The sequence below is a fragment of the Bacillus sp. XF8 genome, assembly GCF_017498755.1.
Taxonomy (GTDB): Bacteria; Bacillota; Bacilli; order Bacillales; family Bacillaceae_G; genus Bacillus_A; species Bacillus_A bingmayongensis.
This window is the reverse complement of sequence record NZ_JAGDQK010000047.1, coordinates 23,439-46,802: the sequence shown is the minus strand read 5'-3', so window position 1 is coordinate 46,802 and position 23,364 is coordinate 23,439. Positions and strand designations below refer to the sequence as shown.

Below are 23,364 nucleotides of genomic sequence, written 5' to 3'. Positions count from 1 at the left end.
TTTATGAAAACGGAAACGATTCGAAGCATAACTCTATACATTTGAAATTTTTGTATTAAAAAAAGGAACCTATTAGGCCTCACCATACATGCCCATCAACTTAAGAATTTTCTCTACCCCAAAGTGTAAGAAAACGCCATCCTTTCCTATTTGGAGTGAACCCTGAGAATGAGACGATAAAAAACACCTCTCTAAATCGTAAGTATCAGTTATGATTTTAATGGAGGTGTTTTTCGTATGGGGAAAAAGACGCATTATCCCGCCGAAATAAAGTGGAAAGTAGTTGAAATGAAACACCAAGGATTCAAAAATAAAGAAATTATGGATGCCTTAGGAATTAAACATGTGGCTCAAATTAAAACTTGGATGAAATGGTATCGTGAAGGTGAAACCTATCGGTTTGAACAATCTATTGGAAGACAATCTGCACATGGAAAAGGCTTAAAAAAGTTAACAGAACTTAAACAAAAAGAATTAGAAATACGTTATTTAAAGGCAAAGATTACATTGCTGGAAAAGTGCCAAGAAATCTTAAGGAGGTGGGAGGAAAAGAAGAAATAATGAAAATGATAAAGGAATGGCAATCAATTTTTACAATTACAGAACTGTGTTCCATATTTAATATTTCACGTGCTACTTATTATCGTTGGAAAAAGCAGGAGAAAACAGTAACTAATCATGAAGAAAAAATCGTAATAGAAATATGTCAACATCATAAATATCGGTATGGCTATCGTCGGGTTACAGCTTGTCTACGTGATCAATTTAACATCGTAATGAATCATAAAAAAGTATTACGTATCATGAGAAAATACAACGTATTATCTCGGGTTAGAAAAAAGAAAAAGATATTTGTGCTCGGTCATGAACCAGTGGTAGCTAAAAATAGAATACAAAGGAGATTTAAAGCTACCAAGCCTAATGAAAAATGGTTCACTGATATCACGTATTTGATGTTCGGCAACAAGACTCTTTATTTTTCATCTATTATAGATGGGTTTAACAATGAAATTGTAAGTTATAAAATAGATGAGACACAGGATGTTTCTCTTGTATTAGATACTCTAAAAGAGGCTTTAAGAAAGCGAAATGTGATTGATACGATTTTACATTCGGATCAAGGAAAAGTGTATACATCAAAACAATTTCAAACATATGCCAAAGAAAAAGGCATTATCACAAGCATGTCTCGTACAGGAAACTGTCATGATAATGCCCTCATAGAATCCTTTCATTCTCATTTGAAATCCGAAGGATTCTATGCGCAAAATATAAAACAATCGAATAATGCTAGTATAATACAAACTGTGGATGAATACATCCACTACTATAATAATGAACGGATTCAGAGAAAATTAGATAATATGTCACCTATAGCTTATAGGAAACATGTTGTCTAGGTGTTTTTTCTTTGTCTCACCAAATGGGGTCAGACCATGAACGGCGAAAACACACTCTAATCGTTTTAAAAACTCCAACGTCCATTTATATTCTTTTGTTTCTTGCATTATTTTAATTTCCTTTTCGGAAGTTAAAATAGATTGCTTAAGCTTCATTCTCCGTACCATAAGCAACGTATGTACTAATAAACCTTCAAATGCATCATCTGTAAAAAATAATGCATTTCGTTTTTGTAGCGCTTTCAATTCATTTGTAACAAATTCAACTTCATGATATAAAAATTGTGCCTTAATAAATTGATTCGTTAGCTCTGAATTACGAATTAAATCTGATAATCTAGCCAACGCTTTCCTTTTGTTTTTTTCATTTCCCTCAATAATTAATCCTACTCGCTGTTTTGAAACGACAGTTAAATCAAAATGATGTAACCACTTTTCAATTCTATCTAAATCTTTCTTTATAGTAGTCCGATTTACAAAATGCTGAGAAGCCATATCCTGTGCAGTAACTGCCTTTACATTCATTAACAAGTTATAAGCAATTTGCAGGATTCTTTCTTCATCTGATTCATACTTTGTACGATTATTTATACGATAAAGCTTATTAAACAAGTCTACCTTTTCATATTCTTCAATCTCTAAGTACACACCTAATCCCGGTTTCCTAACAAGAAGTGCACTCGAATAATTCGCAAGGTGATTCTCAATTGCTTTAAAATCATTACGAATCGTTTTTTCTGAGCAATTTACTTGATCCGCGAGGTCTTGTACTAATAAATAGTCATTAGGTTCAGATAATAACAGAAACAAAATTTCTTTTTGTCTTGTATTCATGAATTTCACCTGTCTCTTATATCCTTCTATGTTATATGCATTACTTTACAGGATATTTTTGCTTTCTCTTAATAACTGACACTTTAGATTATATGTGTTCATTTTAAAATTTCAACTATCTTACGGTACATATTATTATCTAAATATAATAACATAGCACTACATTGCCCTTACTAGTAAACAACAAGATTCCCAAGAGTTTAAGTCTATTGGAAATCTTGTTGTTATTTCAATACTTATGTTTTATAAAGGATATACCGTCCTATGTTATTGAATCAGGAGTTTCTAGATGATACGTTTTCGCAATGGTAATTCCTTCTATTACACATACCATTCCAAACTGTGCTTATTATCGTGCGCCAATACCCTGTGCTAGCATTACTTGACTTACACTTTGAAGTACTTGTTCTTCATCTTCACCTTTTGCAATCACTTTAATTTGTGCGCCTTTTGGAACACCAAGTGCCATAACACCCATAATAGATTTTAAATTCACTTGTTTTTCTTTATACTCAAGCATCACTTCTGATTTAAACGAGCTAACTGCATTAACTAATGTTGTTGAAGGACGCGCATGAAGTCCCCCATCATCTAATATTGTAAAGATTTTTTCAACCACTTATGATTCCTCCTTCAGTTTTATAAATCCATCAAGGTTCCATTCTAAGTATCTTCAGTAAAAAAGAAATCGTTTACATTTAATATACAGCAAAGTAAACTAGATAAAATTTTTATTTTTTACCGTAGCTTCCGGCAAAGCTATTTTTATCTTGTTTATTAAAAAAATAAAATGGCTCAAGCAAAATTGTTCTATTGCCCGCACAAAAAACGTTTATTTCTAAACGAAATTAACAAAGAAGCCTTTTTTGTAATTTGAACAAACTTTATGAATGAGCTGAGAACACTCATGATTTCAATTATTAGATGAATCCGATTCGGTTTACTGGTGTTCGCAGGAATCTCACGACTTCAGTCGCGAGAGGTTTTAAAGGTGAAAATCTGTGCTTTGATCACACATCTTTTCTAAATTAATAGCATTAGTATATCCAAGCTTGAGAGATTTTTTGTATGGATTTAAAATAGGGTCACAATGTTTGTAAGAAAGACGAGACGTTTATAAAAAAGATGCGATGCTTTAACTCTTCAATTAAAAGTTTCTAAATGAGTTTTGATCATACTTTTTTATTAAACTGAAAGTTCATTTAAAAAGAAAAGGATTCATTTTGATTAAACTTTACTCAAAATGAATCCTTTTAATGTGCTATAAAATACGTGTTTATAAGATACTTTTAATCAAACTTTATTCAAAAGTAACAGATGCACCCAGCGTAAACTAAGAAAAAGTGACTTTCTTAAAAATCGATAGCTGCCACCTGATGGTAGCAGTTCGCTTAACAAGAGCGCATGTTAGTAGCAAGCCGTTCTCCTTTTTTGTATGATTGTATTGATTGAAAAATACCTTTATTTTTGTATATTACAATATTATTAGATAAATTTGTAATTTCAAGCTTTTATCATTACCTGTCTTTATTAAATACACTTTAGAAATGAAGTTAAAATAATGATTAAGAATTTAAACATGAATACTTTTTATAACAATTGTCAATTTAAACTTTTAAAAACGGAGAGCATTTATGAAGAATCAAAGTTATATGAATAGAAAACAGAAATCAAGGTTTATAGCAATAGATGTTGGCCAAGGTGACTCTTTTTATTTAGAAAAAAATAATACATCCATTTTAGTCGATGGTGGAAGATCTGAAATCCACTTTCCAAAGCATTTTAGAAAGGTAGTTAACAGTGAACATGTAGATATATTAGTTTGTACTCATAATGATGCCGATCATGCACAAGGAATCTTAGGGTTTTTGAGAAGCTCCTTAACTTGTAAAGAAGTTTGGTTACCTGGATCTTGGACTACAAGATTAACAGATTTATTGTTACATCCTGAATCATTCGTTTATAAATTATATGAAAATATTGCTTCCCTAGAAACAACAGATACAGTAAGTGATATTCCACAAATACAAAATGATGATACTACTCAAGGCACTGAAGCAGATTACACCCTTAATAATTCATTCAAATGTATTTATGATGCTATTGAGCAAGCAACATTAAAGTATGACCCCATGCTGTGGACAGATTTTTTTGACGGTCTAATACATTTTATGCGTCCTTTAAGTAAAAATAAAATGAAAATGTTTCTTGATGCAATAACTTCTGCCAAAAGAATTAGGAACATTGCAATTGCAGCATATTATAAGGGAGTAAAAATTAGATGGTTTGAATTTAATGAAAACTATTGTAATGGTGGAAATCCAGGTATATTAGAACCTATTAATTCAAGAGAAATTTTATCTATACCACCCTACAGACCCTCCGTTCTGGAGTATATAAAACTTACAAAAGCAAATAAAGAAAGTTTAGTTTTTATTTCTCCATGTACAAATAATATACCAGCAGTATTATTTTCAGCTGACTCAGATTTTTCATTTAACCAAACCATACATTGGAGTGATAGAATGCTAATTACAGCTCCACACCACGGATCTGAATCTAACAAGAATGTTTATAAAAAATACCATACAGAAGCTGGTGAATTCGTGGATATTAAGTGGGTTAGAAGTGATGGGAAATATAAAAAAAGACCTGGGAACTCTTATTTATCTTTAGATAATAACTGTTATTGTACCCTATGTAGGAATGGAAAAAATATAAAAGTTCCCATTATGTTTTTAGAACAACTTGGTAAATGGGAACCTAAAAACTCTACAACATGTAATTGCATTTAAAAAAAGACAACACTTCAAAAAATATTAATAATCAAACTGTTGATTTTCAATAAAAATTGATCGAATTAATACTAATAACCATTGTAACCGATTAAAAAGATTGATTGCTTTTGTATTCCTTTTTCAGCTAATACACCCGCGTGTTAGTTAAAGAAAAGGTTAATCGATAAACGAAGCACATTTAAAATTAAAGAGCCTATTTTATATCTACCATAAAATAGGCTCTCTCACATTTCTATGAATATATATTTTACCATTACATTTTTTCTAGTATCATTTGTCTCTCATACCACTTGGACATTTTTTCAACTGCATTAGCTGATAAACGCTTGGTTTGTCTATTGCAAAATCTGGATAGCGTAGGTGCCGATATTTTTATTTCTTTTGCAAGCTCCCGTATACTTATATTATCAACATTGTGTCGCTCTAGTATTTTTTCTCGAACAACTTCTTCATCAAAGATGTCAGGTTCTTTACTAACTATTATTTGTGGCACATCAATAATATCTTTAGTCTTTTCACTATATTCTATAGTTGTTTCATTATTATTCTCTATTTCTAATGTTTTTTTCTTTGGTAAATTGTACATAGACTTAATTAATTCTTCTGGTGGAAGAATAGTAATATTTAAATTGATCCAATAATCCTTGAACCAATTTTTCTTATTTAAACGTTCTTCATCTAATTTACTCGAATACTCCCACTTAGAAATCACATTCTCTCTCTCTAAGTCAGTAAGAACATTCTCTAAGTGTTCTCGAATACGACTTGGTTTCCATGTAAGTGGAATTGCCATGACAGCTAATAATCCTTTGTCGCCTCCAATTGAGTATGGGCGCTTTAAAGTAGAATATATTTGTCTAATTCTCCATTGCCATGTTAAATAGCGAATTAAGCGTTTATGATATTTATGTCGGTAACTATTATATTCAAGTGCCTTTTTAGATAATAAGGCTGTAGTATTATTTGAACCATATAAATAACTTGACAAGAAGCTTCCCGGTTTAATTCTGCAGGATTCAATACCCATATACTCATTCGTTGTATTATGTCTCCATAACACGACTGAGTCTAGAACAAATAACCTTTTAATTACTTCCCTTTTTACTTTATATTCCTCATCATTCTCATTCTCATCATTTAAAACTACTACTTCATTATCATCATTTAGATATATAAAAATACTCGCTAAAGCAGCAATCCTCTTAGCAACCTTAATTTTATCTTCAGGTCTATAATATTCTCCCTTACTTACTTTCTTTTTAGGTACATTACACATATCTAATACTTGCTCATATGAAAATTCGATGAACTCATCCGGTGACTGAGCTTGAGCTAACCATTGTATAGTAATTGAATCCAATACATCCGCTGTAAGATCATCCATATTACTCATTACATCATTAACTAAAGTGTTCCAACGGGACGCTTCATCATCTTTAATAAGCTTCAAATCCTCATCCCGATGCGAAGAAAGCTGAGCTATCGCATTACTTTCTTTCGTTTCAATCGGATAAGACTTAACACCCATATTGGAATCCTCTTCAAAATGATTCTTGGAGATCCCATCACGTAATTTAAAATAAACCGCGGAATTATTGACCTCAAAATAATCTTTATCATCTGTTTCATCTTTGTTTTCTTCTGCCTGAATTACTATTTCATCACTTAATTTTGGCTTATTATCATTTTTAAACTCTTCTGTTAAAAGATGTTCAATTTCTGAATGGATTTCATTCTTATACTGATTCAATTTAATAGCAATTTGTAATGAGGTTATTCCTTCTACATTCTTTTTACTAAGCCATGATACTAATGCTGAAAAAGATGGGGAAATATATTGTGAAGTTATAACCTTACTACTATCTTTTTCGACATCTGCACTAAAAGAAGTCCATTTCTTCCAAATAACTTCGTTATTTCCATATAAAGGTTCAGATATTAACAAAGCATCAGTAAACAATTGCGCTAATTTCTCCACGTTGTCACTCCTTCCTTTCGTACATTCCTTTCAAACAACTCAATATTTAGCGAATTATATATAAATCATTCTTATTTTCCGATTCTGTTATGTTCAAAAAAATAATGAAACACTTTTGTCTTGTTTGTACAAGTGAAATAACATTTATTATACATTACCAACCAATATACCATCAATTAATCTAACGAATTAATAACTGAAACACTTTTGGACATATTGCTAACCTTATTTATAAATATGAAACACACTTTTTCCCTTATCACTTTCTCTACCATACCCTTATACAAGCTTTTATTTTACATGAATAACACGTATATAATGAGCTAGATTCATTCATATCTATTTGAAACAAACAATTGAAACATTTTTGTCATATCCTTGACCTAAAATTCAAAAGATGAAACATTAGTTAATTTTTCTTACTTCGATTATATATTTTCAAAAATTTTTTTAACATCCCATAAACTCATATATATCAACCGTTTTCCCTTCTGCCTACAAAACAGATCCTAAATCATCCTGAAACATTTTTGCCATATCCTTGACCTTATCAAATATAAGAAACACTCATAAACCCTTATGTATCAAGGGATTATGAGTGTTTCTTTCTTTTTTCTACTACATATAAAATATGAAACACTTTTGCCATATCCTTGACCTTGTAAATTTTAAAACATGAAACGTTTTTTGCCATATCCTCGACCTAATATCCTTTTCAATTCTCTTATAACCCTTCATACCACTACATTCAATGGATGTTTCTATAATAAATGACTTATATATGAACATGAAACATTTTTGCCATATCCTTGACGTAAAAACATGAAACATATTCATTTATCCCTTGTATATCAACATTTCCCTACTGTTTCACTAATAATTTGACATATCCAAAACATGAAACGTTTTTTACCATATCCTTGACACAAAAAAAAATAAAGAAAATCCTGTATCCCTTGTCACAACTGGCTTTATGTCGTGTTTCATCTTCTCAAAATTCCCCTTAAAGGAGCACCTTTTGACAATTTTCGATTTGCTATAATCAGAATTGGTATATTTTATAGTTTCCTGACATATATTTCTGAGTTTACAGGTAGGAGGTGAAAAAGATGGGGAAATCATTTATTATTCATAACCAACGTGGTCTAAATGGACAATCTACAAATGCAGTATTAGTAACACTGAAGTCTTGGCAAAAACTTGTTGAAACGTTCGAAGAGAAATACTACAGCTATAAAGATACATACCTTGAAGATATTCTAGATCATATGACATATGAAGAACGTGTTGCAGATGTAGATAGCTTTGTAGAACAAGCGAAACCATCTTTTTCACGTCGTACCCTGTCTGCTGTTTCTGAAACAATAGGAAGGAAACATAAATTATATGGTATTACAAACGCAGATCTAGAAGTCTTCTTATACCTACACAAGAAATGTTACACAAATGGGGTCATTCCAAATGTAACAGTACATATGATGTGGGAAGATTACAAGCAATATAAAGAAGAGTTTGCTTACATACAGCATTCTCAATTCTATATTGCATTAAAAAAACTAAGTCTACATAACATTGTCACGATTGAAAAGGAATTAGATGGCCGCTATACCATTAAGCTAACTCATTTTATGAATGAAGAAACTGAAAAGGCAAACCCTTATGTTTATATTAGCCCAGTGGTATTTACAAAGGCTTTCTTTGAGCTGTCAGTTGCAGCTAAGAAACTATTCTTGGACATTGCGATGCAACAGCACAGAGAAACTACACTAAAACGTTCCTTGGACAAACAGGATGAAAGAGGAAATAAAACTCATTTTGGTGGGATGTACCGCTTTTTACATAAGAAATACCCGCATCAAATCCGTGCGGTTATGACAGAATTAACAACTGCACTACCATGTACAGGAACTCCCCTATTCAAAATTTGCAAATTACAAAAAGGGGTTAATAATAAAAAAAGATATACGACTTTATATCTCTCCTTACATACGGATTTCTTATGTACAAAAGAAGCAGGAGAAGTACAATATCGTGATCCATTCACGCCAAAGGTTACTTATGCTCGTAAAGCTCGTTTTATCGAATCTGTGCTTCAAGATATGAATATTGGTGAATTTACAAAAGACATGAATAAATTTATTCATGTACTTAAATATACATGCCATCGACAAATTCGCAGTGTAATTCAAAGCTTGCGTGACATGATAGATCGTAATGAGGAATATCCAAGTAAGTTAGTATATACACTGAAGAAACTATTAAATCAAACGTCACAATATCAAATTCTTGATACGGCAGCTAAGGAAGGTATCTATCCTCTTATTACACAACATGTACCAAAAGAGCAAAAAGAACAAGCTGTATTTGATTTCGGATTGCATTTCTCTATGTACTCTCTCCGAAACATCAAGAAATTGTTCCGTAAAACATATGAGTTACTAAAATACAAATTTGCTGTACCTGTTACAGAGGAATCCTATCACCGCAACTATCTAAAGTATCAAGAAGAAACGTTGTTTAGAAAGTACGCCTATGAACAAGGTACAAATCTAAATGCTTATATGGCTTTAGAAATTGAAATACGTGAGCTTTTAAAAACAAGAGGACATAAAGAGCGCTTTATTCCTAGTGATGTTCGCGAATTGTTCATTGAAAAGATAGATAGATTACCTAAAGAAACGCTTCGTGTTATTGAAGTACCAGATGACTTCAATTTGATTCCATTTATGCGTGCCTTTGAAAAGTTAATACGTGCTGGTATTCAAGTAACAACAGCTGAACAAGTACTTGAAGTAATCGAAACCAATTAACAATACCCTGCTCTCTATTTTTGAAAAAATTAAAAGTAGAGGGCTATTCGTGTTGATCCTGTTATTTGAAAGCCTTGCACTAATTCCTTATAACAACCAACTTTCCTCGATTCTATTAATAATAGAGTCTTTTTTTATGCACTCCTATACAAGAACTGTACTGTAACTAACTAAATTTCCACACATACTTTCATATAAACACGTTATGAACTGCCTTAGCGCACTCAAATACCTACAAATAATCACAAGAAAAAAGTTAAATTTTGTGTGTAAGTAGATAAATATAGTCGAATGTGAAAAACATAATACTATAATTACTGATATAAAGGTATTCTAGTAACTTACCTATCAAAAATCATCAATATTTGTGTGAGTTATGTGATAAATCTGGATTATGTTAATGACTTAGCACCTAATGTGAATAATTTGTGGGTAAATAAAATAAAATTGTGGAAATAAAGTGGATTATTACGCAATCAAGCACTTGAATAAATATGCTTAACAATGTATAAATTTGTTTCATTTTTTATGTAGAAATATATGATTTTGTTTATGATTATTTGTAGTTTTTATATCAATATTATGCTTACTTTTCCGTTGTTAAATACTACTATTTCTGATTTTTTACGCTATAGTATGTTCAAAGTCCTTGTTACAGTAAGAGCTTTCCCCTATTTACTCGTCCTATATAAGTTTTATCTTTATATTTTAAATATATATAAGATATATATTTATATTAGATTTTATTACGGAATTAGTTTGTGACTTGGAATAAGTTAAACAACATTTCTCACAAAACGGTAATTATTATATAATTGAATTATTCAAACATCAGGAGTGAAGAAAATGCTTGATATATACAGTCTTATTTTTTTGATTATTATAGGGATCGGTGCAGTATTATCATTGATAAGTGATTTGCGAAAACCGCGAAAAAATATATTTGCGATTGTATGTGAGTCTTTAGTTCTTATAGGAATTGTATCTTATTACTTACATAATAAATAATATTATCGATTGAATAAATTTAAATATTCAGTCAATAATACAGATACCATAATAATTTCTCCGTCCCCCTGGAGAGCCTTGAGCAGCTAGCAAAAGCTAACTGCTCTTTTTGGTTATATTTACTATTAGTAACCGTTGCGATTACACCTTATAATATAGAAGCTCGATTAAATCGGGTTGTTATACCCATTACCCTAGGAAACTAGGGTTTTGTTTTGTACAAAATGAAGTTTTTATGGAGTTTCTAGTATTTCCACACGTTGTAAATATTTCGTTAAATTATGAGCATATTGACCATGTTTTTGAATTTTCCTCATGATTTAATCTATAATTTCTTTTTGATTCTTTGATAGACTTGATTCATTTTTAAGAGATTGATGGATACCAAGAAAATTTTGTATCACTATCAAGTGGTTTATTCTGAGTTTCCTTTTTGATTAGGCTGAACCATTCGTTTAATATTTGAGTTTTTGGTAATTGAGAGGCAGGGTCGCCTTCCCAGATGATATGTGAAAACCAGGCCTTTGTTTCCCATTCAAATTGCAATTCTGCAAACGAGATTGTAGGATGGTCCGCTTCATAAAATTGCTGGTTTACTGCATCTGAAACTTCTGAAGCTTGAGGTAACAACTCATTCTTAATTCTTTCTTTAATCGTCTGATCTTCTAGCTGATTCCAAAAATACAATTGCCCGTTAATTTGATAAAAAATATCAAAAGAAGCCTCACCTTTTTTCAAATTAAGCAATATAAAAGCACGTTCCACATTATTGTCAGCGGCTTTTACAGTATTGACAATTAAATTTTGTGCCATTGATACCCAATAGCTATTTGCTTCTTCTATTGGAGATTCAACATATAATTCTTCATTTAATTCATTGAGGGTTGCCTCTTTATTGTTTACTTGTTCCACTTTTGTGAAAAATCTACTAAAAAAGCCCATGAGTTCTTCTCCCCTTTGCTGTTTTCCCATATTGTATTTTAATAATTAGATAATATTGACAATACAATCATATCATTTTTAGTTGCGCTATGAAATCAAGCCAATGAATGGAGTTTGTCCTTGTAGCTACCTCGTTTATTGAGAAACTGAATTTAAAATAAATATGAAAAAAACCTATCCTAGAATACGGAATGTTATACTTTAAATTTAATTTCACTCTCGTCATATAACTATACATGCTGTCTTTGCAACTCTTCCCAACTTCGGCCATACAACTTTGTGTGTTGTTTAGTCAGAGAAGAGTTATTATATTTTTGTTCTACTGGCGGTTTCATTTTACAAATAAATGCATGTTGCAAATCACCACAGGCGTTATCCTTGATGAGTAAGGGATTAGCCACTCTGTTTACATTGTACAATAGTATGTTACGGTAACTAACTATATATAATCGCCACAAAGAATTGTTACATTTTTTTAACCAAGACGAATACTACAATCCAATTATCTATACTTCTCATATAATTGAAATATTCTATATGTAGAGGTGAAATTATGGAGTCCTCTTCGTTTTACTCTATTGTAATCATAATTGCTGCGTTGGTCGTATGGCGTAGAACTTTGGCCATGTATCGCCCTATTAAAGGAAACGGAACCCGCATTCTCTTACCCATACTATTTTTGTTATTACCCTGCATTCCCATCATCTTAAATCCAAGAGCACATGCCGCTGGCTGGGAATGGATTTGTGCAGCTATCTTTGGATTCCTTTTGTCAATTCCACTTATTTGGACCACTCATTATGAACTCCGATTCGATCAGCATATTTATGCTGTAAGAAACAAGGGCTTTATCATTACCTTTCTCATCGTACTTATTACCCGGTTTTTACTTCGTGATTATTTAAAGTGGCTAGGTCCAGAAACAGAAGCAGCACTATTTATGACTTTAGCGCTGGGATATATCTTACCTTGGAGAATTATCTCTTTCATCAAATTTCGTCAACTATACAAAAGTCGAATCCAAACTAACAATAACATTGACTTACGGTAACACTAATTATCCATATGTTTTCGCCCATTTACTTTAGAAAAGGCTTGTTTCATTTGAAGTGAAAAAGATGGCTGGTTTTTTTCAACAAACTGCTCCTCATCTGCAAGTCGTTCCTCGTATGACATAGACTTTAAAGTATCTTCTAAATATGAATCTTTATAGCTATAGTACTTATCTTCCATAGCCTCAACGAGTTTTTGCCAAGATTTAATTGTAACTAGTACTGCAGTAGTCGGTTCTCCATTTAAGCTACGTTTGTTTTTAATAACAAATGGTTTCGCCATCTTTTTCACCTCCATTCACTCAATGTAATGTTTACCAAAATAGGATACAAAATATCATTTTTGATTATATCAAATCGAATTTTGCTGAATGGCGGCCCTTTAAGAAGAAATATGAAACGATGAAACGGTCCTGAATCCCTTGTCCCCCAAGGGATTCAAAGAGTGGTAAAAAATTTTTTTATGACCACGATACCGCTATAACGTTTCATGTTTTGTGAAATGAAGATTTATTAAGAAAACGCCTCAATCCCTTTATATATAAGGAATTGAGGCGTTTTTGTTAAAAAGTTTCTACCGGGATACCGCTATAAGACTTTTTACTTTGAAATCTAGTTTTGAGTAAAAATCCTTTTATATCAAGGGTTTAACAGGTTTTTTGAAAATTTTTTAGATGTTTATTTTTGAAACGTTAAAGAAGCGTTGTCGTTTCAAGATGGAGTTGTAAACTACCAGGATACCGCTATAAGATCTTTTGTTTTGCAATTTAATTTCGAGTTTCCCTCTGGTTGATTTCATCAACAAAAGTCAACTGTAAATCCATGGTTTGTGCAGCCATAACCCGTATAATTATAACTGAGGTGATGAAATGAAAGAAATCAATATTGCTAAAACACTTATTGCAAAACGTAGAGAAAAAGGTATTACGCAGGATGAACTAGCGACCTATATTGGTGTTACAAAAGCATCAGTTTCAAAATGGGAAACAAGCCAAAGTTATCCCGATATTACCTTTCTTCCTCAGTTAGCAACTTATTTTAATATCAGTATAGACGAACTAATAGGATATGCGCCCCAAATGACGCAGGATGATATTAAAAAGCTGTATCACAGGCTCGCATCTAACTTTGCTGAAAAGCCTTTTGATGAAGTGATTGTAGAGAGCAGGACTATCATCAAAAAATATTACTCTTGTTTTCCCCTACTGCTTCAGATGGCGGTACTATTCACTAACCACCATATGTTAGCGTCAGAATCGGAAAAACAAATAGAAACTCTTGAGGAAGCTGTCAACTTGTGCGTCCGGGTGAGAACAGAAAGTGAAGATGTTTCGCTCGCTAAAGATGCGGTATCGATGGAAGCCATTTGCTATCTTATGTTACAAAAACCGCAGGAGATTCTGGACTTACTTGGTGAAACCATCCGCCCAAAGTCCCCGGACGATGAAATGATAGCACAGGCGTATCAAATGATGGGAAATGTAAAAAAAGCTAATGAGGTTATGCAAATTAGTATGTATCAGCACTTAATCTTGCTGATCGAAGGAATACCACCTTATTTGATGCTGAATGCTTCAAATGTAGAAAAAACAGAGGAAATCTTACAACGCGCTTTTGTTCTTGCAGATGCTTATGAAATAGAAAATCTGCATCCAAATATGATTATAAAGGTATACTATGCGGCAGCACTGGTATATTGCATGCAGAAAAATCATGAAAAGGCACTCGATATGCTGCAAAAGTATTCGTCTGTCTGTACAATAGATTTTTCCCTATATAACTTACATGGTGATTCTTATTTTGATGCAATTGATGGCTGGTTTGAGGAGTTTCAGCTTGGATCGAAGACTGTCCGTCACGAAGATACCATCAAAGCAAATATGCTGCAAAGTATTGTAGATAATCCTGCATTTGCTGCCTTGGCGGAACTACCGAGGTATAAGAGTATCATTGGCACCTTAAAATTCAAATTAGGAGTGAATGAGCGTGAAAAACCTATATAAACGGGCATTAAAATTTTCACTTTGTGTGTTGCCAATCGGTATTATTGCTGGAATGCTGATAGGATGTATGATGTTGAATCTGAAAACGGGTGACCAGATAGTAGCGCAGATGCCAAAAGAAACATATATTCTAATTTCGGGTATTCAGACGGGCGTTTTATATACCGGCATTATGGGGTTTTTCGGTTATATTTTAGCCGATAAGGTGAACTTGCTGAAGAAGCTGACTTTTACAAAGAGAAGTGTTCTAATTACTTTATTAATTAGCATGATAGTTGCTCTATTTTTAGTATTGGATTATTTCACTTTTGCCAAAGTGATTCCCGAAGTTGCGGCAGTTTATACGAGGGATAACTACTCTCTGCTCCATCTGGCAGCATCGGTTATTTACGGCGGAGTAGTAGAAGAAATCATGATGCGATTATTTTTCATGTCATTGACTGCTTTTATTCTATGGAAGCTGTTTGCTCGTAGCAAAGCAAAAGAGAATATTCCAGTATGGGTATTTGTAGTTGCGAACATTGTATCATCACTCTTGTTTGCAGCAGGACATATTCCAGCAACGATTATGACCTTTGGTGGTCTGAGTGCCCTTATCTTGATACGTTGCTTCTTGCTTAATGGCGTTCCTGGCATACTTTTTGGTTGGTTGTATCAAAAGTTAGGATTGCAATATGCGATAATCGCACACGCTTTAGCACATGTTATTACTCAGTTTACATTTGCGTATTTCTTGCTTTAGTAGCAATGAAATAAGCCAATACTTCATGTGAAGTTTGGTTTACAATTATAGATGATCTAACTATATATTTGAACGTGATTCCCCGATTTCATCCCTAAACGTTACTCATATTTTTAAAGAGAAGTCCTTTCAAAAATCAGTTCTATCAACTCACCTAAAAGTTGAGATAGATTCTCCAATATATGAATGTAAAGCCTTACAATGTGATTGTTGTAAGGTTTATTTGTTATTGTTAAGAAATTGTTAAGAAAAGGTTAAGAAGCATTTAAAATCGCTTTCCTACAATGGAAATATGAGTTTCAGGTTTTTCCCTTCCCTAATATAAACAATTGAATATCTGGATATGTGTGATGTGTTTTTAGATTTGAAATTTCAATGATTGGAGGAATTTAAACATGTCGTTTTCGCAGTTTAATATCGATGCTTTTCGATGGATTAATGATCTAGGGAAACAAAACCCGTCTCTAAATCCAATGATGGTTTTTGTTGCCGAATATATGTTATATGCTTTGGTCTTGGGTGTTCTTATATATTGGTTTACCCGAAACAACAAAAATAGAATGATGATTATTCAAGGTGGACTAGCATTCATTGTCGCTGAAATTATTGGGAAGATTGTTGGTCAATTTTATTCGCATCAGCAACCATTTGCAGTACTTCCAAATGTTAATCAACTTGTTGAGCATGAAATCGATAACTCATTTCCAAGTGACCATACGATTTTATTTTTCTCTCTTTGCGCTTCTATCTGGCTTATTCGCAAAAAGGAAGGATGGTTATGGCTTATGCTTGCATTCTGTGTAGCCATCTCCCGTATTTGGGTAGGGGTTCACTACCCTATCGATGTTGTTACAGGAGCTCTTGTAGGCATTATTTCAGCCTTATTTGTGTATTGGATAGCACCAAAGCTTTCTTTCATTAAGCGATTATTGGGCCTTTATGAAAGAATGGAGCAACATGTTATCCCAATGAAAAACAACTCGAAAGACTTTTGATGTTGCTTTGTAATAAAGTTTGAACAATAAAAGAAGGCGCATTCCTCTTCAAAATCTTCGATTTAGTGGAGGTTAGCCTTCTTTTATTTATTTCCCTTGATTCTCTATGTACGCACGTATAACTTCAATTGGTGCGCCTCTTGTTGTTAATAACATGTAGCTTCTACTCCCAAAATACGGCTTCCAGTAAAAAGGTTTCAATTCCTCAGGAAACTCTTTTCGTATATAGCGAGAAGTAACGGTTTTAAAACTATTAATGATATTAGCTAAGTGAATTTGTGGCGGTGCATCAAAAAGGATATGTATGTGGTCCTCTTCACCGTTCATTTCAATAATTGTACAGTTCCACTTTGTAAATAGGTTGTGGGCAATCTCCTCAAGCCTATTTTTTATATTTTCATTTATATAAGGATGTCTGTATTTCGTCACGATTCGGTCCATCTCCTAGCATTACACCTAAGCCCCCCCACCAAATAGGGCTATTGCACTTCCCCATCTAGTGGCTTCATTTTGGGGATTAGTGAAAAACAGAATCGCAGCGATCATCCACAACAAAAATACTAGGGCAATCATAGTAAAATTACCCTTCTATCCGTTTTCGGATAAATTGGATAGTATCAGTAGCAATTTTATTACGATTTAGGACAGTTCCTGCATGTCCACCATTGTATACATATCTTGTCGGTTTCCCCCAAGATTCCCATAAGTAAACTGTATCTTGAATATGAACATACTGGTCATTTTTTGCGGAGATTAATAGAATGTTATCCTTATTTATTACTGGAACAGATCGGCTTGGTTCAGTAATTTTCCAATGATTTATTAAATCTTCATGTTTGAGACTCCCACGACTAAAGTCGCAAGCCCTAACCCTTACGGATTAACGGGTGCGATTCTTGAATGACTAAACGTTCGCAGTCCATTTCTGTTTTGAACAGCCTTCAAGATGAGGGCATCTCATTGCCCCTCCTAAGACAGTGCATACAGCATCTTAGGCTGATTGACTATTACCATCAATCACAGGTGCATATCGAATATTCATAGCACCGACTAAATCACGATGTTTTTCAAACCCACATTTACATTTGTATTTTCTGTCTTGTGCTTTATTTTTTTCAGAACAATTAGGACATGTTTGGGAAGTGTACGCAGGATTTACATATTCAACTTTAATACCTTCTAAATTTGCCTTATATTCAATGAATTGAGATAGGCGATAAAATGACCATGTGTGCAAATTCTTTTCGTTTTTACGGCTTGTTCTTGCCGTCTGTCTAATATTCGCTAATTGTTCTAAGCGAATGACAGAAATGTTATTTTCTTTAGCAAAATTTACAATCGCACGACTAACTTTATGGTCTTGATCTTTCATATATCGCTGTTCTTTATCATTAAGATTACGAATCGCATTCAGTTTCTTCGATTCACCTAATTTCTTACGTTTAAATTTAAACATACGTCTGATATATTTGTTTTGTCTGCCATTACCAAAGAAACGTACTTTATTATCATCAGTCATTGCAACAGCAGGAACTTTCAACCCTAAGTCTACACCCATGATTTTTGTTCCTGTTTTTTCAGTAGTGGGAATGGTTACAGAAATTTGGGCAATCCATTTGTTTGATTTTTTCGTGATGCGAAGCGTGCCTAATTTGTGTTTTAATAAATCAAAATTACGGTTGTGTTTATCAATCAATAAGGCACGAACAGGCACTTTCTTTGCTTTTCCATCTATTATTAAAGGTAGACGGATATGGGTGAAATCAAACGAATAGTTTTGATTGTTCCACACACAAACAGGTTTCTTTAATACTGGTATTATTTTGTATTTTGCCTTCTTTACTTTTTGAAACACACTCTTAGCGTCTTTGATAGCTTGATTTTTTACTGCACTTGGAAGGTTTGCAGGAACATTTTTTGTCGTCTTCTTTATCGTTTTCTTTTCCGCAACCATTTCAGATACAAGTGCGTTAATTGTAGAGATATATTCTTTTCCCATAGCATTTAAGATGGAAGCTTGTTCTTTTGTAGGAAGTAGCTTGATTTTTACTGTTACAGTTTGGTACATTATTCTTCACCTAAATCCCTAAGAAATCTAGCTCTTTTAAGACTTTTGTATTCGTCTAAAGTTATATCTCTCACAATTGACCACGAACCAAGCCACATCATTTCTCTGATATAACCATTCGGGATTTTAATTTGGGAAGTATCACAAGCATTTCTCCCACACAGAACAAATAAGGCTTTATTGTAGTCATCTTTATATTCTCTGTTGAATTTATGGTCTTTCATAAATTGTTCAAATCCGCAATAACTACATTTAATTTGCACCTTTCTCAGCCCCTTATCTTTTGTTGTTCCACATATCGTTTAATAGTCGCACTCGATACATTTCCTGCGGTAGATACAAAATAGCTACGTGTCCATAAACTCGGCAAATGTTTAAGGTGAGGAAATTCTTCCCTCAACCTTTTAGAAGTCCCTCCTTTAATTTTTGCCATAATATCAGCAGGACTAAATTTTGGTAGTGTATTTAGAAACATATGTGTATGGTCTTTGTCGCACTCTAAAGTAATAATGACAATTTCTAATTCGTCGCATATTTCTTGTACCAACTCTTTAAAGCGTTGTTCTACATCTGAATTTAAGAATATCTTTCGCCTGTATCGAGGACAAAAAACGAAATGATAGTGAATTAGTGATATAGTTGTATTGGTTCTTCTATAGTTTTCCATATACCAATTGTATTAGTTTGTTTATCAAACTGCAACATAGAGATATAAAAAATGAGGATACACTTTTGGATACTTGAAGTACCACGCACCTTACGGTTTTCAGTGGTACTTCGTATCTAACCTCACTTTCATCCCACCCCTAAAGGGGGTGCTATCGCACCACAGTGGGCTTTCCCGTTCGAAAAATCTGTAATACCTACTGAAACAAAAGTAAGACCCAAAGACATTTTGTTCACTCTAACTCCCCCTCTTGTAATCATAGTTTAATAGTATTTATCTTATAGATGTAATAATATCTTAATATACATCATTTGCAATATAACATTTCATCACAACCAAATGCGAGATGTTCGCAGACTCTTATTTGTAATGATTGTATGAAATTGACAACTCTCAACTCCCATTTTTATATTATTTGCGAAATATTTTAAATATTATATTTAAATCGATTTACAAATTACATTTGATTTAAATAGAGACATCATGAATAGTATAAATTTTAAAGATGTTCTGGAATTACTGGTAAGCCAGAATGATTTTGTAGATATGAAATTAACAACATTCACAAATAAATTTCTAGAAATGACTGAAAAAGATTATGAATTGGATTCAAAAGAAGCACATTTCTTCCTGCTGTATATGCAATTTTGTGAACTAACAACAGAGTTAAATGAAGAGATACATCAATATAACATGAAATTGACAACTTCTCCCCTAACAATAGATGAAATGTATAGAACCAAACTACTAACAAAGAAAGATAACCAGAATGAGTTGTTCCAAGCATTACATGAAAGTTACATAACAGTATAAATATTATGAGTGCAATGCTATGAAAGCATTGCATTTTTTGTTATCAGTAATAAGTAGTTTATATAAGCTTTATATGTAAGTCTTATATAAACTACTTATCTTATTAATATTGATATAAAATTGATATATCCAAGGTTAAACCCCTTTTATAAAAAGGTTTTTATATACATCGTATAAATAAAACGTATATATACGATGTATATAAAATTTGTTATTTAATATGTGAGTTTCATGTTAACGTATTGTGCTGTTTTTTGGGAGATATGTTTACTTAATATAGTAATATTAGTGAAATCTATTCTATTAAGAGTTTAGAATGTGAATCACATGAAATATAAGATTAATATACCATATATACGCTGTATATATACGCCGTATATATGAAAGCTTGTAAAATAAAGAGTTTTTTAATAATGAGATTTATAAGTTCTATATATAAGTTTTATATATAATGACTTGATATACGCCTTATAATGATGTACTATGTTTCTAGGAATAATTAACCAATGGTTTAAGGGGGGGACAACTTGAACGAGGTTTTAAGTGAAAAGTATCAAACGATAAAATTTACGGATGAAGTAGTAAACATGTTCGCAGATATTCTTGAACAAGACGAGATACTATATAGTGTATTTCTATACATAGGAAACATCGTAAATAAACAATTTCAAGAAACCAAATATATGAGGGGCATATCAATTAATGAAATAGTAGAAAATGTAGTCATTGATAGGAGAGTAAAGAAAACAAAAGGAAAATCTTATTCATTAGAAGTTGAACGCACCAATATATCAAGACGTTCAGCTGAAATAAGTGTTAGTACACTATCATCAATGTCTTTGATCTATGAAAAGGCTATGCACCCGTATAAATTTTTAATCTCAACTTATAGAGGACAACAAGTACTTATTGAGTTAGGGAAAAGAAAAAAAGTAAATAAGTAAATAAGGAGAGATAAAATAATGGCGAAAAATTTCTTGAAGAATGAAGTAGCAGTTAAGATGACGATGGTTGGTTTTGGTCAGGCTGGTACTAGAATGGTAGATAAATTTGCTGAATATAAACATACAGATGGAACATCAGTATATAACTGCTTAGCATTAAACAGTAATGATGGAGATCTAGCAGAACTAAAAAATGTACCAAAAAGCAACCAAGTGTCACTCAAATTAGGTGGTTTAGGTAAAAATCCTGAGCGTGCAGTAAAGGTACTTGATTCAAATGATGAGGCAAAAGAAAAATTAAAAGAATTTATCACGGAACGTGTAAGACCATCTGATGAACTTGTGTTATTTTTTGCAGGCCTAGGTGGAGGAACAGGAACTTCTACAATCATTAAGGCGATTGAAGAGTTTTCTGCTTTTCATAACAAGCCTGTAATTAGACAGGAATTACAAAAAGTTGCACAACAATACCCTATGGCAGAGATAAAAGCAAATCAAGCAAAATTTGCGAGAATCGCTTTTGAAAATGCTATTGAGCGTAAAGATTTTATTAAAATGGGGATTGTTGTAACACTTCCAGTAAGAGCAGATGGACCGGATGTACTAAGACAAGTTAATAAGTTTTCTCAGGAGATTTGGAAATTAGCTAATGATAAATCAAAAGGTGTAGCATTTGTAGTATTTGCTGATAATCAGCACTTTTATGATGAATTTAAAGAGCTAAATGAAAATGAGAAAAAAGGTATTGCCAATGCACGTGATTATGCAAATCAACGCATTAGTGAAATTATTCATGAATTAAATACAGCTGCAAATGGTTCTGGAACATCTGTAATACTTGATTCTCAAGACTTTAAACGTATTTTACTTGAGAAAACAGGTTGTTTAGTAATTAATAAGGTTTCACGTAATATGAACCAGATTGAAAATAGCCATGCAATTGTAGAAATGTTTCAAGAATCATTAAGAGGAAGCTCTTTCCATCATCCAATTGATTTGATGAAAAAGAATAACGATGGTTCTGTTGAAGCATCAAAAGTACACCATTTTGGTATGCTTGCTATCCTAGATGAACAAAAAAACATTGATGATTCCTTCATGGATGATGCTAAAGTAGAAGTTTCAAATAATTTACCTATAAACGGTACTGTTTTTAATGGATATTTAGTAAGTAAGAATGATTTCTTGGGAAGTGTATATACGTTTTATAAAACTGATGCATTACCATCAAGATTATCTAAGGGATTAGTTGAAGAATTTAATGAATTTAAAGAGAAGCAAAGTCAAATTCAGTATAAAAAGTCTCAAATTAGTACGATAGAAAGTATTGATGAGGATGAGGACTTAGGTTTTGCCTTTGGTGATTTTATCGATATGGGTAGTGACGAAGAAAATACAGAAGCTGGAGCTAATGAAGATGCTGAATTAGCGGACTTTTTAGATCCAGATAAGATGTTTGGTACTACAAAATAACAAAAAGTCTGGAGCTCGCTCCAGACTTTTTGTTATTCCACCGTATTCATGAGAGATTTCATATAATCAATGATATTATCATGTATGTACTGCTCAATGAAGAGTTGCTTTTTAGCTAAGTCTTCTTCTTTTTTAAACCATCCTACCTTTTTAATACGTTCCTCATCAGGTTTGCTATTCCAGAGGCTTTCTGCTTGTTTTCTTAATTCCTGGCGTGCTCTATGTTCAATAATGAAATTATCCAGTCTTTCTTGACGTTGACGTATCTTTAAAGTTTCTGCATCTTCAGGTTGTGGCAGCTGTTTTAATATATTTCCTATCTTCTCCTCATACTGAGACTCAATAGTTTTTATTTTTTCTTCTATCTGCTTATTCACCATTTTTTCAATGATTTCTGCAGTTGCTTGAAGGTTTAATTGGGTAGATACTTCATTTGCTTGATTCTCTAGTGGTACTGGTCTTAAATCAAATTGATGTGGTAAAAGTTCAATAATAGCATCTAAAGACCACTTCTCATCTCTTTTTTGTTTTATAAAAAGAGCGATTTCAAGATCTAAAGTGTTATAGAGCTTTTCGTTTGTGTTATGGGTTCTTAAAGTTTCGTGTAGCCCTTTTTCTTCTAAAATATTGAACCAATTATATACTGTATTATGGTGACGTCCGACTAATTTAGAGAATTCTGTTATCCTCCATGCCTTCTCAAAAACATTATCGTTTAATATATCATCATCTCTTTTTTGATGGTCTCGTGAATCACTTTTTTGATCAATCATTGTCCTACCTCCTTGAAAAATCATTCAATACACACTTGAATTAAAATTAACATGTGGACTGAAA

18 protein-coding genes and 4 pseudogenes are annotated in these 23,364 nt (G+C 32.5%); 10 read left to right on the top strand and 12 right to left on the bottom strand.

Annotation, left to right across the window (positions count from 1 at the left end; translation table 11 throughout):
- Positions 1-237 precede the first annotated feature (237 nt).
- A protein-coding gene (locus tag J4P91_RS24865) for an IS3 family transposase (protein WP_207996209.1) occupies positions 238-1,400 on the top strand; the annotation gives its coding sequence in 2 pieces (ribosomal slippage) (positions 238-508 and positions 508-1,400; 1,164 coding nt in all).
- A 36-nt stretch (positions 1,401-1,436) separates the two neighbouring features.
- Here the strand turns inward: J4P91_RS24865 and J4P91_RS24860 are convergent.
- Positions 1,437-2,234: pseudogene (locus tag J4P91_RS24860) on the bottom strand (BglG family transcription antiterminator); the annotation flags it as partial.
- A gap of 349 nt (positions 2,235-2,583) precedes the next feature.
- Positions 2,584-2,853 carry a phosphocarrier protein HPr gene (locus tag J4P91_RS24855; protein ID WP_207996208.1) on the bottom strand — a complete coding sequence of 90 codons (270 nt, stop codon included), beginning with the start codon at positions 2,851-2,853 and terminating at the stop codon, positions 2,584-2,586.
- Between the two features lie 1,015 nt (positions 2,854-3,868).
- On the opposite strand from J4P91_RS24855, the gene J4P91_RS24850 reads away from it, so the two are divergent.
- Positions 3,869-5,029, top strand: coding sequence for an MBL fold metallo-hydrolase (locus J4P91_RS24850; RefSeq protein ID WP_207996207.1), 1,161 nt, complete (start codon positions 3,869-3,871; stop codon positions 5,027-5,029).
- Positions 5,030-5,285: 256 nt separating this feature from the next.
- Here J4P91_RS24850 and J4P91_RS24845 read toward each other — a convergent pair whose 3' ends face one another.
- Positions 5,286-7,010, bottom strand: a complete 1,725-nt coding sequence (locus J4P91_RS24845) for a helix-turn-helix domain-containing protein (protein ID WP_207996206.1) — start codon at positions 7,008-7,010, stop codon at positions 5,286-5,288.
- Between the two features lie 1,109 nt (positions 7,011-8,119).
- Between J4P91_RS24845 and J4P91_RS24840 the strand changes: the two genes are divergently transcribed.
- Entirely contained in the window at positions 8,120-9,820 is a 1,701-nt protein-coding gene (locus J4P91_RS24840; protein WP_207996205.1) for a hypothetical protein, read from the top strand.
- Between the two features lie 1,374 nt (positions 9,821-11,194).
- On the opposite strand, the gene J4P91_RS24835 is transcribed toward J4P91_RS24840, so the two are convergent.
- Positions 11,195-11,770 (bottom strand): hypothetical protein, encoded by a 576-nt coding sequence (locus J4P91_RS24835; RefSeq protein ID WP_207996204.1) that lies wholly within the window; start codon positions 11,768-11,770, stop codon positions 11,195-11,197.
- A 553-nt stretch (positions 11,771-12,323) separates the two neighbouring features.
- Between J4P91_RS24835 and J4P91_RS24830 the strand changes: the two genes are divergently transcribed.
- Positions 12,324-12,821: a CcdC protein domain-containing protein gene (locus tag J4P91_RS24830; protein WP_207996203.1), complete on the top strand. Its 498-nt coding sequence runs from the start codon at positions 12,324-12,326 to the stop codon at positions 12,819-12,821.
- 14 nt (positions 12,822-12,835) lie between these two features.
- Here J4P91_RS24830 and J4P91_RS24825 read toward each other — a convergent pair.
- Positions 12,836-13,105, bottom strand: a pseudogene (locus tag J4P91_RS24825) (hypothetical protein); the annotation flags it as partial.
- A 586-nt stretch (positions 13,106-13,691) separates the two neighbouring features.
- On the opposite strand from J4P91_RS24825, the gene J4P91_RS24820 reads away from it, so the two are divergent.
- The 3 genes from J4P91_RS24820 (at position 13,692) to J4P91_RS24810 (ending at position 16,562) form a co-directional block, all read left to right on the top strand.
- A complete protein-coding gene (locus J4P91_RS24820; RefSeq protein WP_207996202.1) occupies positions 13,692-14,825 on the top strand; it encodes a helix-turn-helix domain-containing protein in 1,134 nt (377 codons plus the stop codon).
- Entirely contained in the window at positions 14,809-15,567 is a 759-nt protein-coding gene (locus J4P91_RS24815) for a CPBP family intramembrane glutamic endopeptidase (protein WP_207996201.1), read from the top strand. The genes J4P91_RS24820 and J4P91_RS24815 overlap by 17 nt, the downstream gene beginning before the upstream one ends.
- Before the next feature lie 395 nt (positions 15,568-15,962).
- Positions 15,963-16,562 (top strand): undecaprenyl-diphosphatase, encoded by a 600-nt coding sequence (locus tag J4P91_RS24810; RefSeq protein WP_207996200.1) that lies wholly within the window; start codon positions 15,963-15,965, stop codon positions 16,560-16,562.
- Positions 16,563-16,649: 87 nt separating this feature from the next.
- Here the strand turns inward: J4P91_RS24810 and tnpA (J4P91_RS24805) are convergent, their stop codons facing one another.
- The 6 genes and pseudogenes from tnpA (J4P91_RS24805) to tnpA (J4P91_RS24790) form a co-directional block, all read right to left on the bottom strand.
- Positions 16,650-17,003, bottom strand: a complete 354-nt coding sequence (tnpA, locus tag J4P91_RS24805) for an IS200/IS605 family transposase (RefSeq protein ID WP_207996199.1) — start codon at positions 17,001-17,003, stop codon at positions 16,650-16,652.
- Positions 16,981-17,135 (bottom strand): annotated as a pseudogene (locus J4P91_RS29135) (ATP-binding protein); the annotation flags it as partial. The gene tnpA (J4P91_RS24805) and the pseudogene J4P91_RS29135, both read right to left, overlap by 23 nt.
- 7 nt (positions 17,136-17,142) lie before the next feature.
- Positions 17,143-17,394: pseudogene (locus tag J4P91_RS29130) on the bottom strand (alpha/beta hydrolase family protein); the annotation flags it as partial.
- Between the two features lie 159 nt (positions 17,395-17,553).
- A complete protein-coding gene (locus J4P91_RS24800; RefSeq protein ID WP_207996198.1) occupies positions 17,554-18,630 on the bottom strand; it encodes an RNA-guided endonuclease InsQ/TnpB family protein in 1,077 nt (358 codons plus the stop codon).
- Entirely contained in the window at positions 18,630-18,893 is a 264-nt protein-coding gene (locus J4P91_RS24795) for a hypothetical protein (protein ID WP_307802550.1), read from the bottom strand. The genes J4P91_RS24800 and J4P91_RS24795 overlap by 1 nt, the downstream gene beginning before the upstream one ends.
- A 5-nt stretch (positions 18,894-18,898) precedes the next feature.
- Positions 18,899-19,297: an IS200/IS605 family transposase gene (gene tnpA, locus J4P91_RS24790; protein ID WP_207996197.1), complete on the bottom strand. Its 399-nt coding sequence runs from the start codon at positions 19,295-19,297 to the stop codon at positions 18,899-18,901.
- Between the two features lie 546 nt (positions 19,298-19,843).
- Between tnpA (J4P91_RS24790) and J4P91_RS24785 the strand changes: the two genes are divergently transcribed.
- From J4P91_RS24785 to J4P91_RS24775, 3 genes are all read left to right on the top strand, one after another.
- Entirely contained in the window at positions 19,844-20,110 is a 267-nt protein-coding gene (locus J4P91_RS24785; RefSeq protein WP_207996196.1) for a hypothetical protein, read from the top strand.
- A gap of 527 nt (positions 20,111-20,637) precedes the next feature.
- Positions 20,638-21,054 (top strand): hypothetical protein, encoded by a 417-nt coding sequence (locus tag J4P91_RS24780; RefSeq protein ID WP_017150243.1) that lies wholly within the window; start codon positions 20,638-20,640, stop codon positions 21,052-21,054.
- An 18-nt stretch (positions 21,055-21,072) separates the two neighbouring features.
- A complete protein-coding gene (locus J4P91_RS24775) occupies positions 21,073-22,527 on the top strand; it encodes an FtsZ/tubulin family protein (RefSeq protein WP_207996195.1) in 1,455 nt (484 codons plus the stop codon).
- A 32-nt stretch (positions 22,528-22,559) separates the two neighbouring features.
- Here J4P91_RS24775 and J4P91_RS24770 read toward each other — a convergent pair whose 3' ends face one another.
- On the bottom strand, positions 22,560-23,300 hold the full coding sequence (locus J4P91_RS24770; protein ID WP_207996194.1) for a MerR family transcriptional regulator: 741 nt from the start codon (positions 23,298-23,300) through the stop codon (positions 22,560-22,562).
- Between the last annotated feature and the right edge of the window lie 64 nt (positions 23,301-23,364).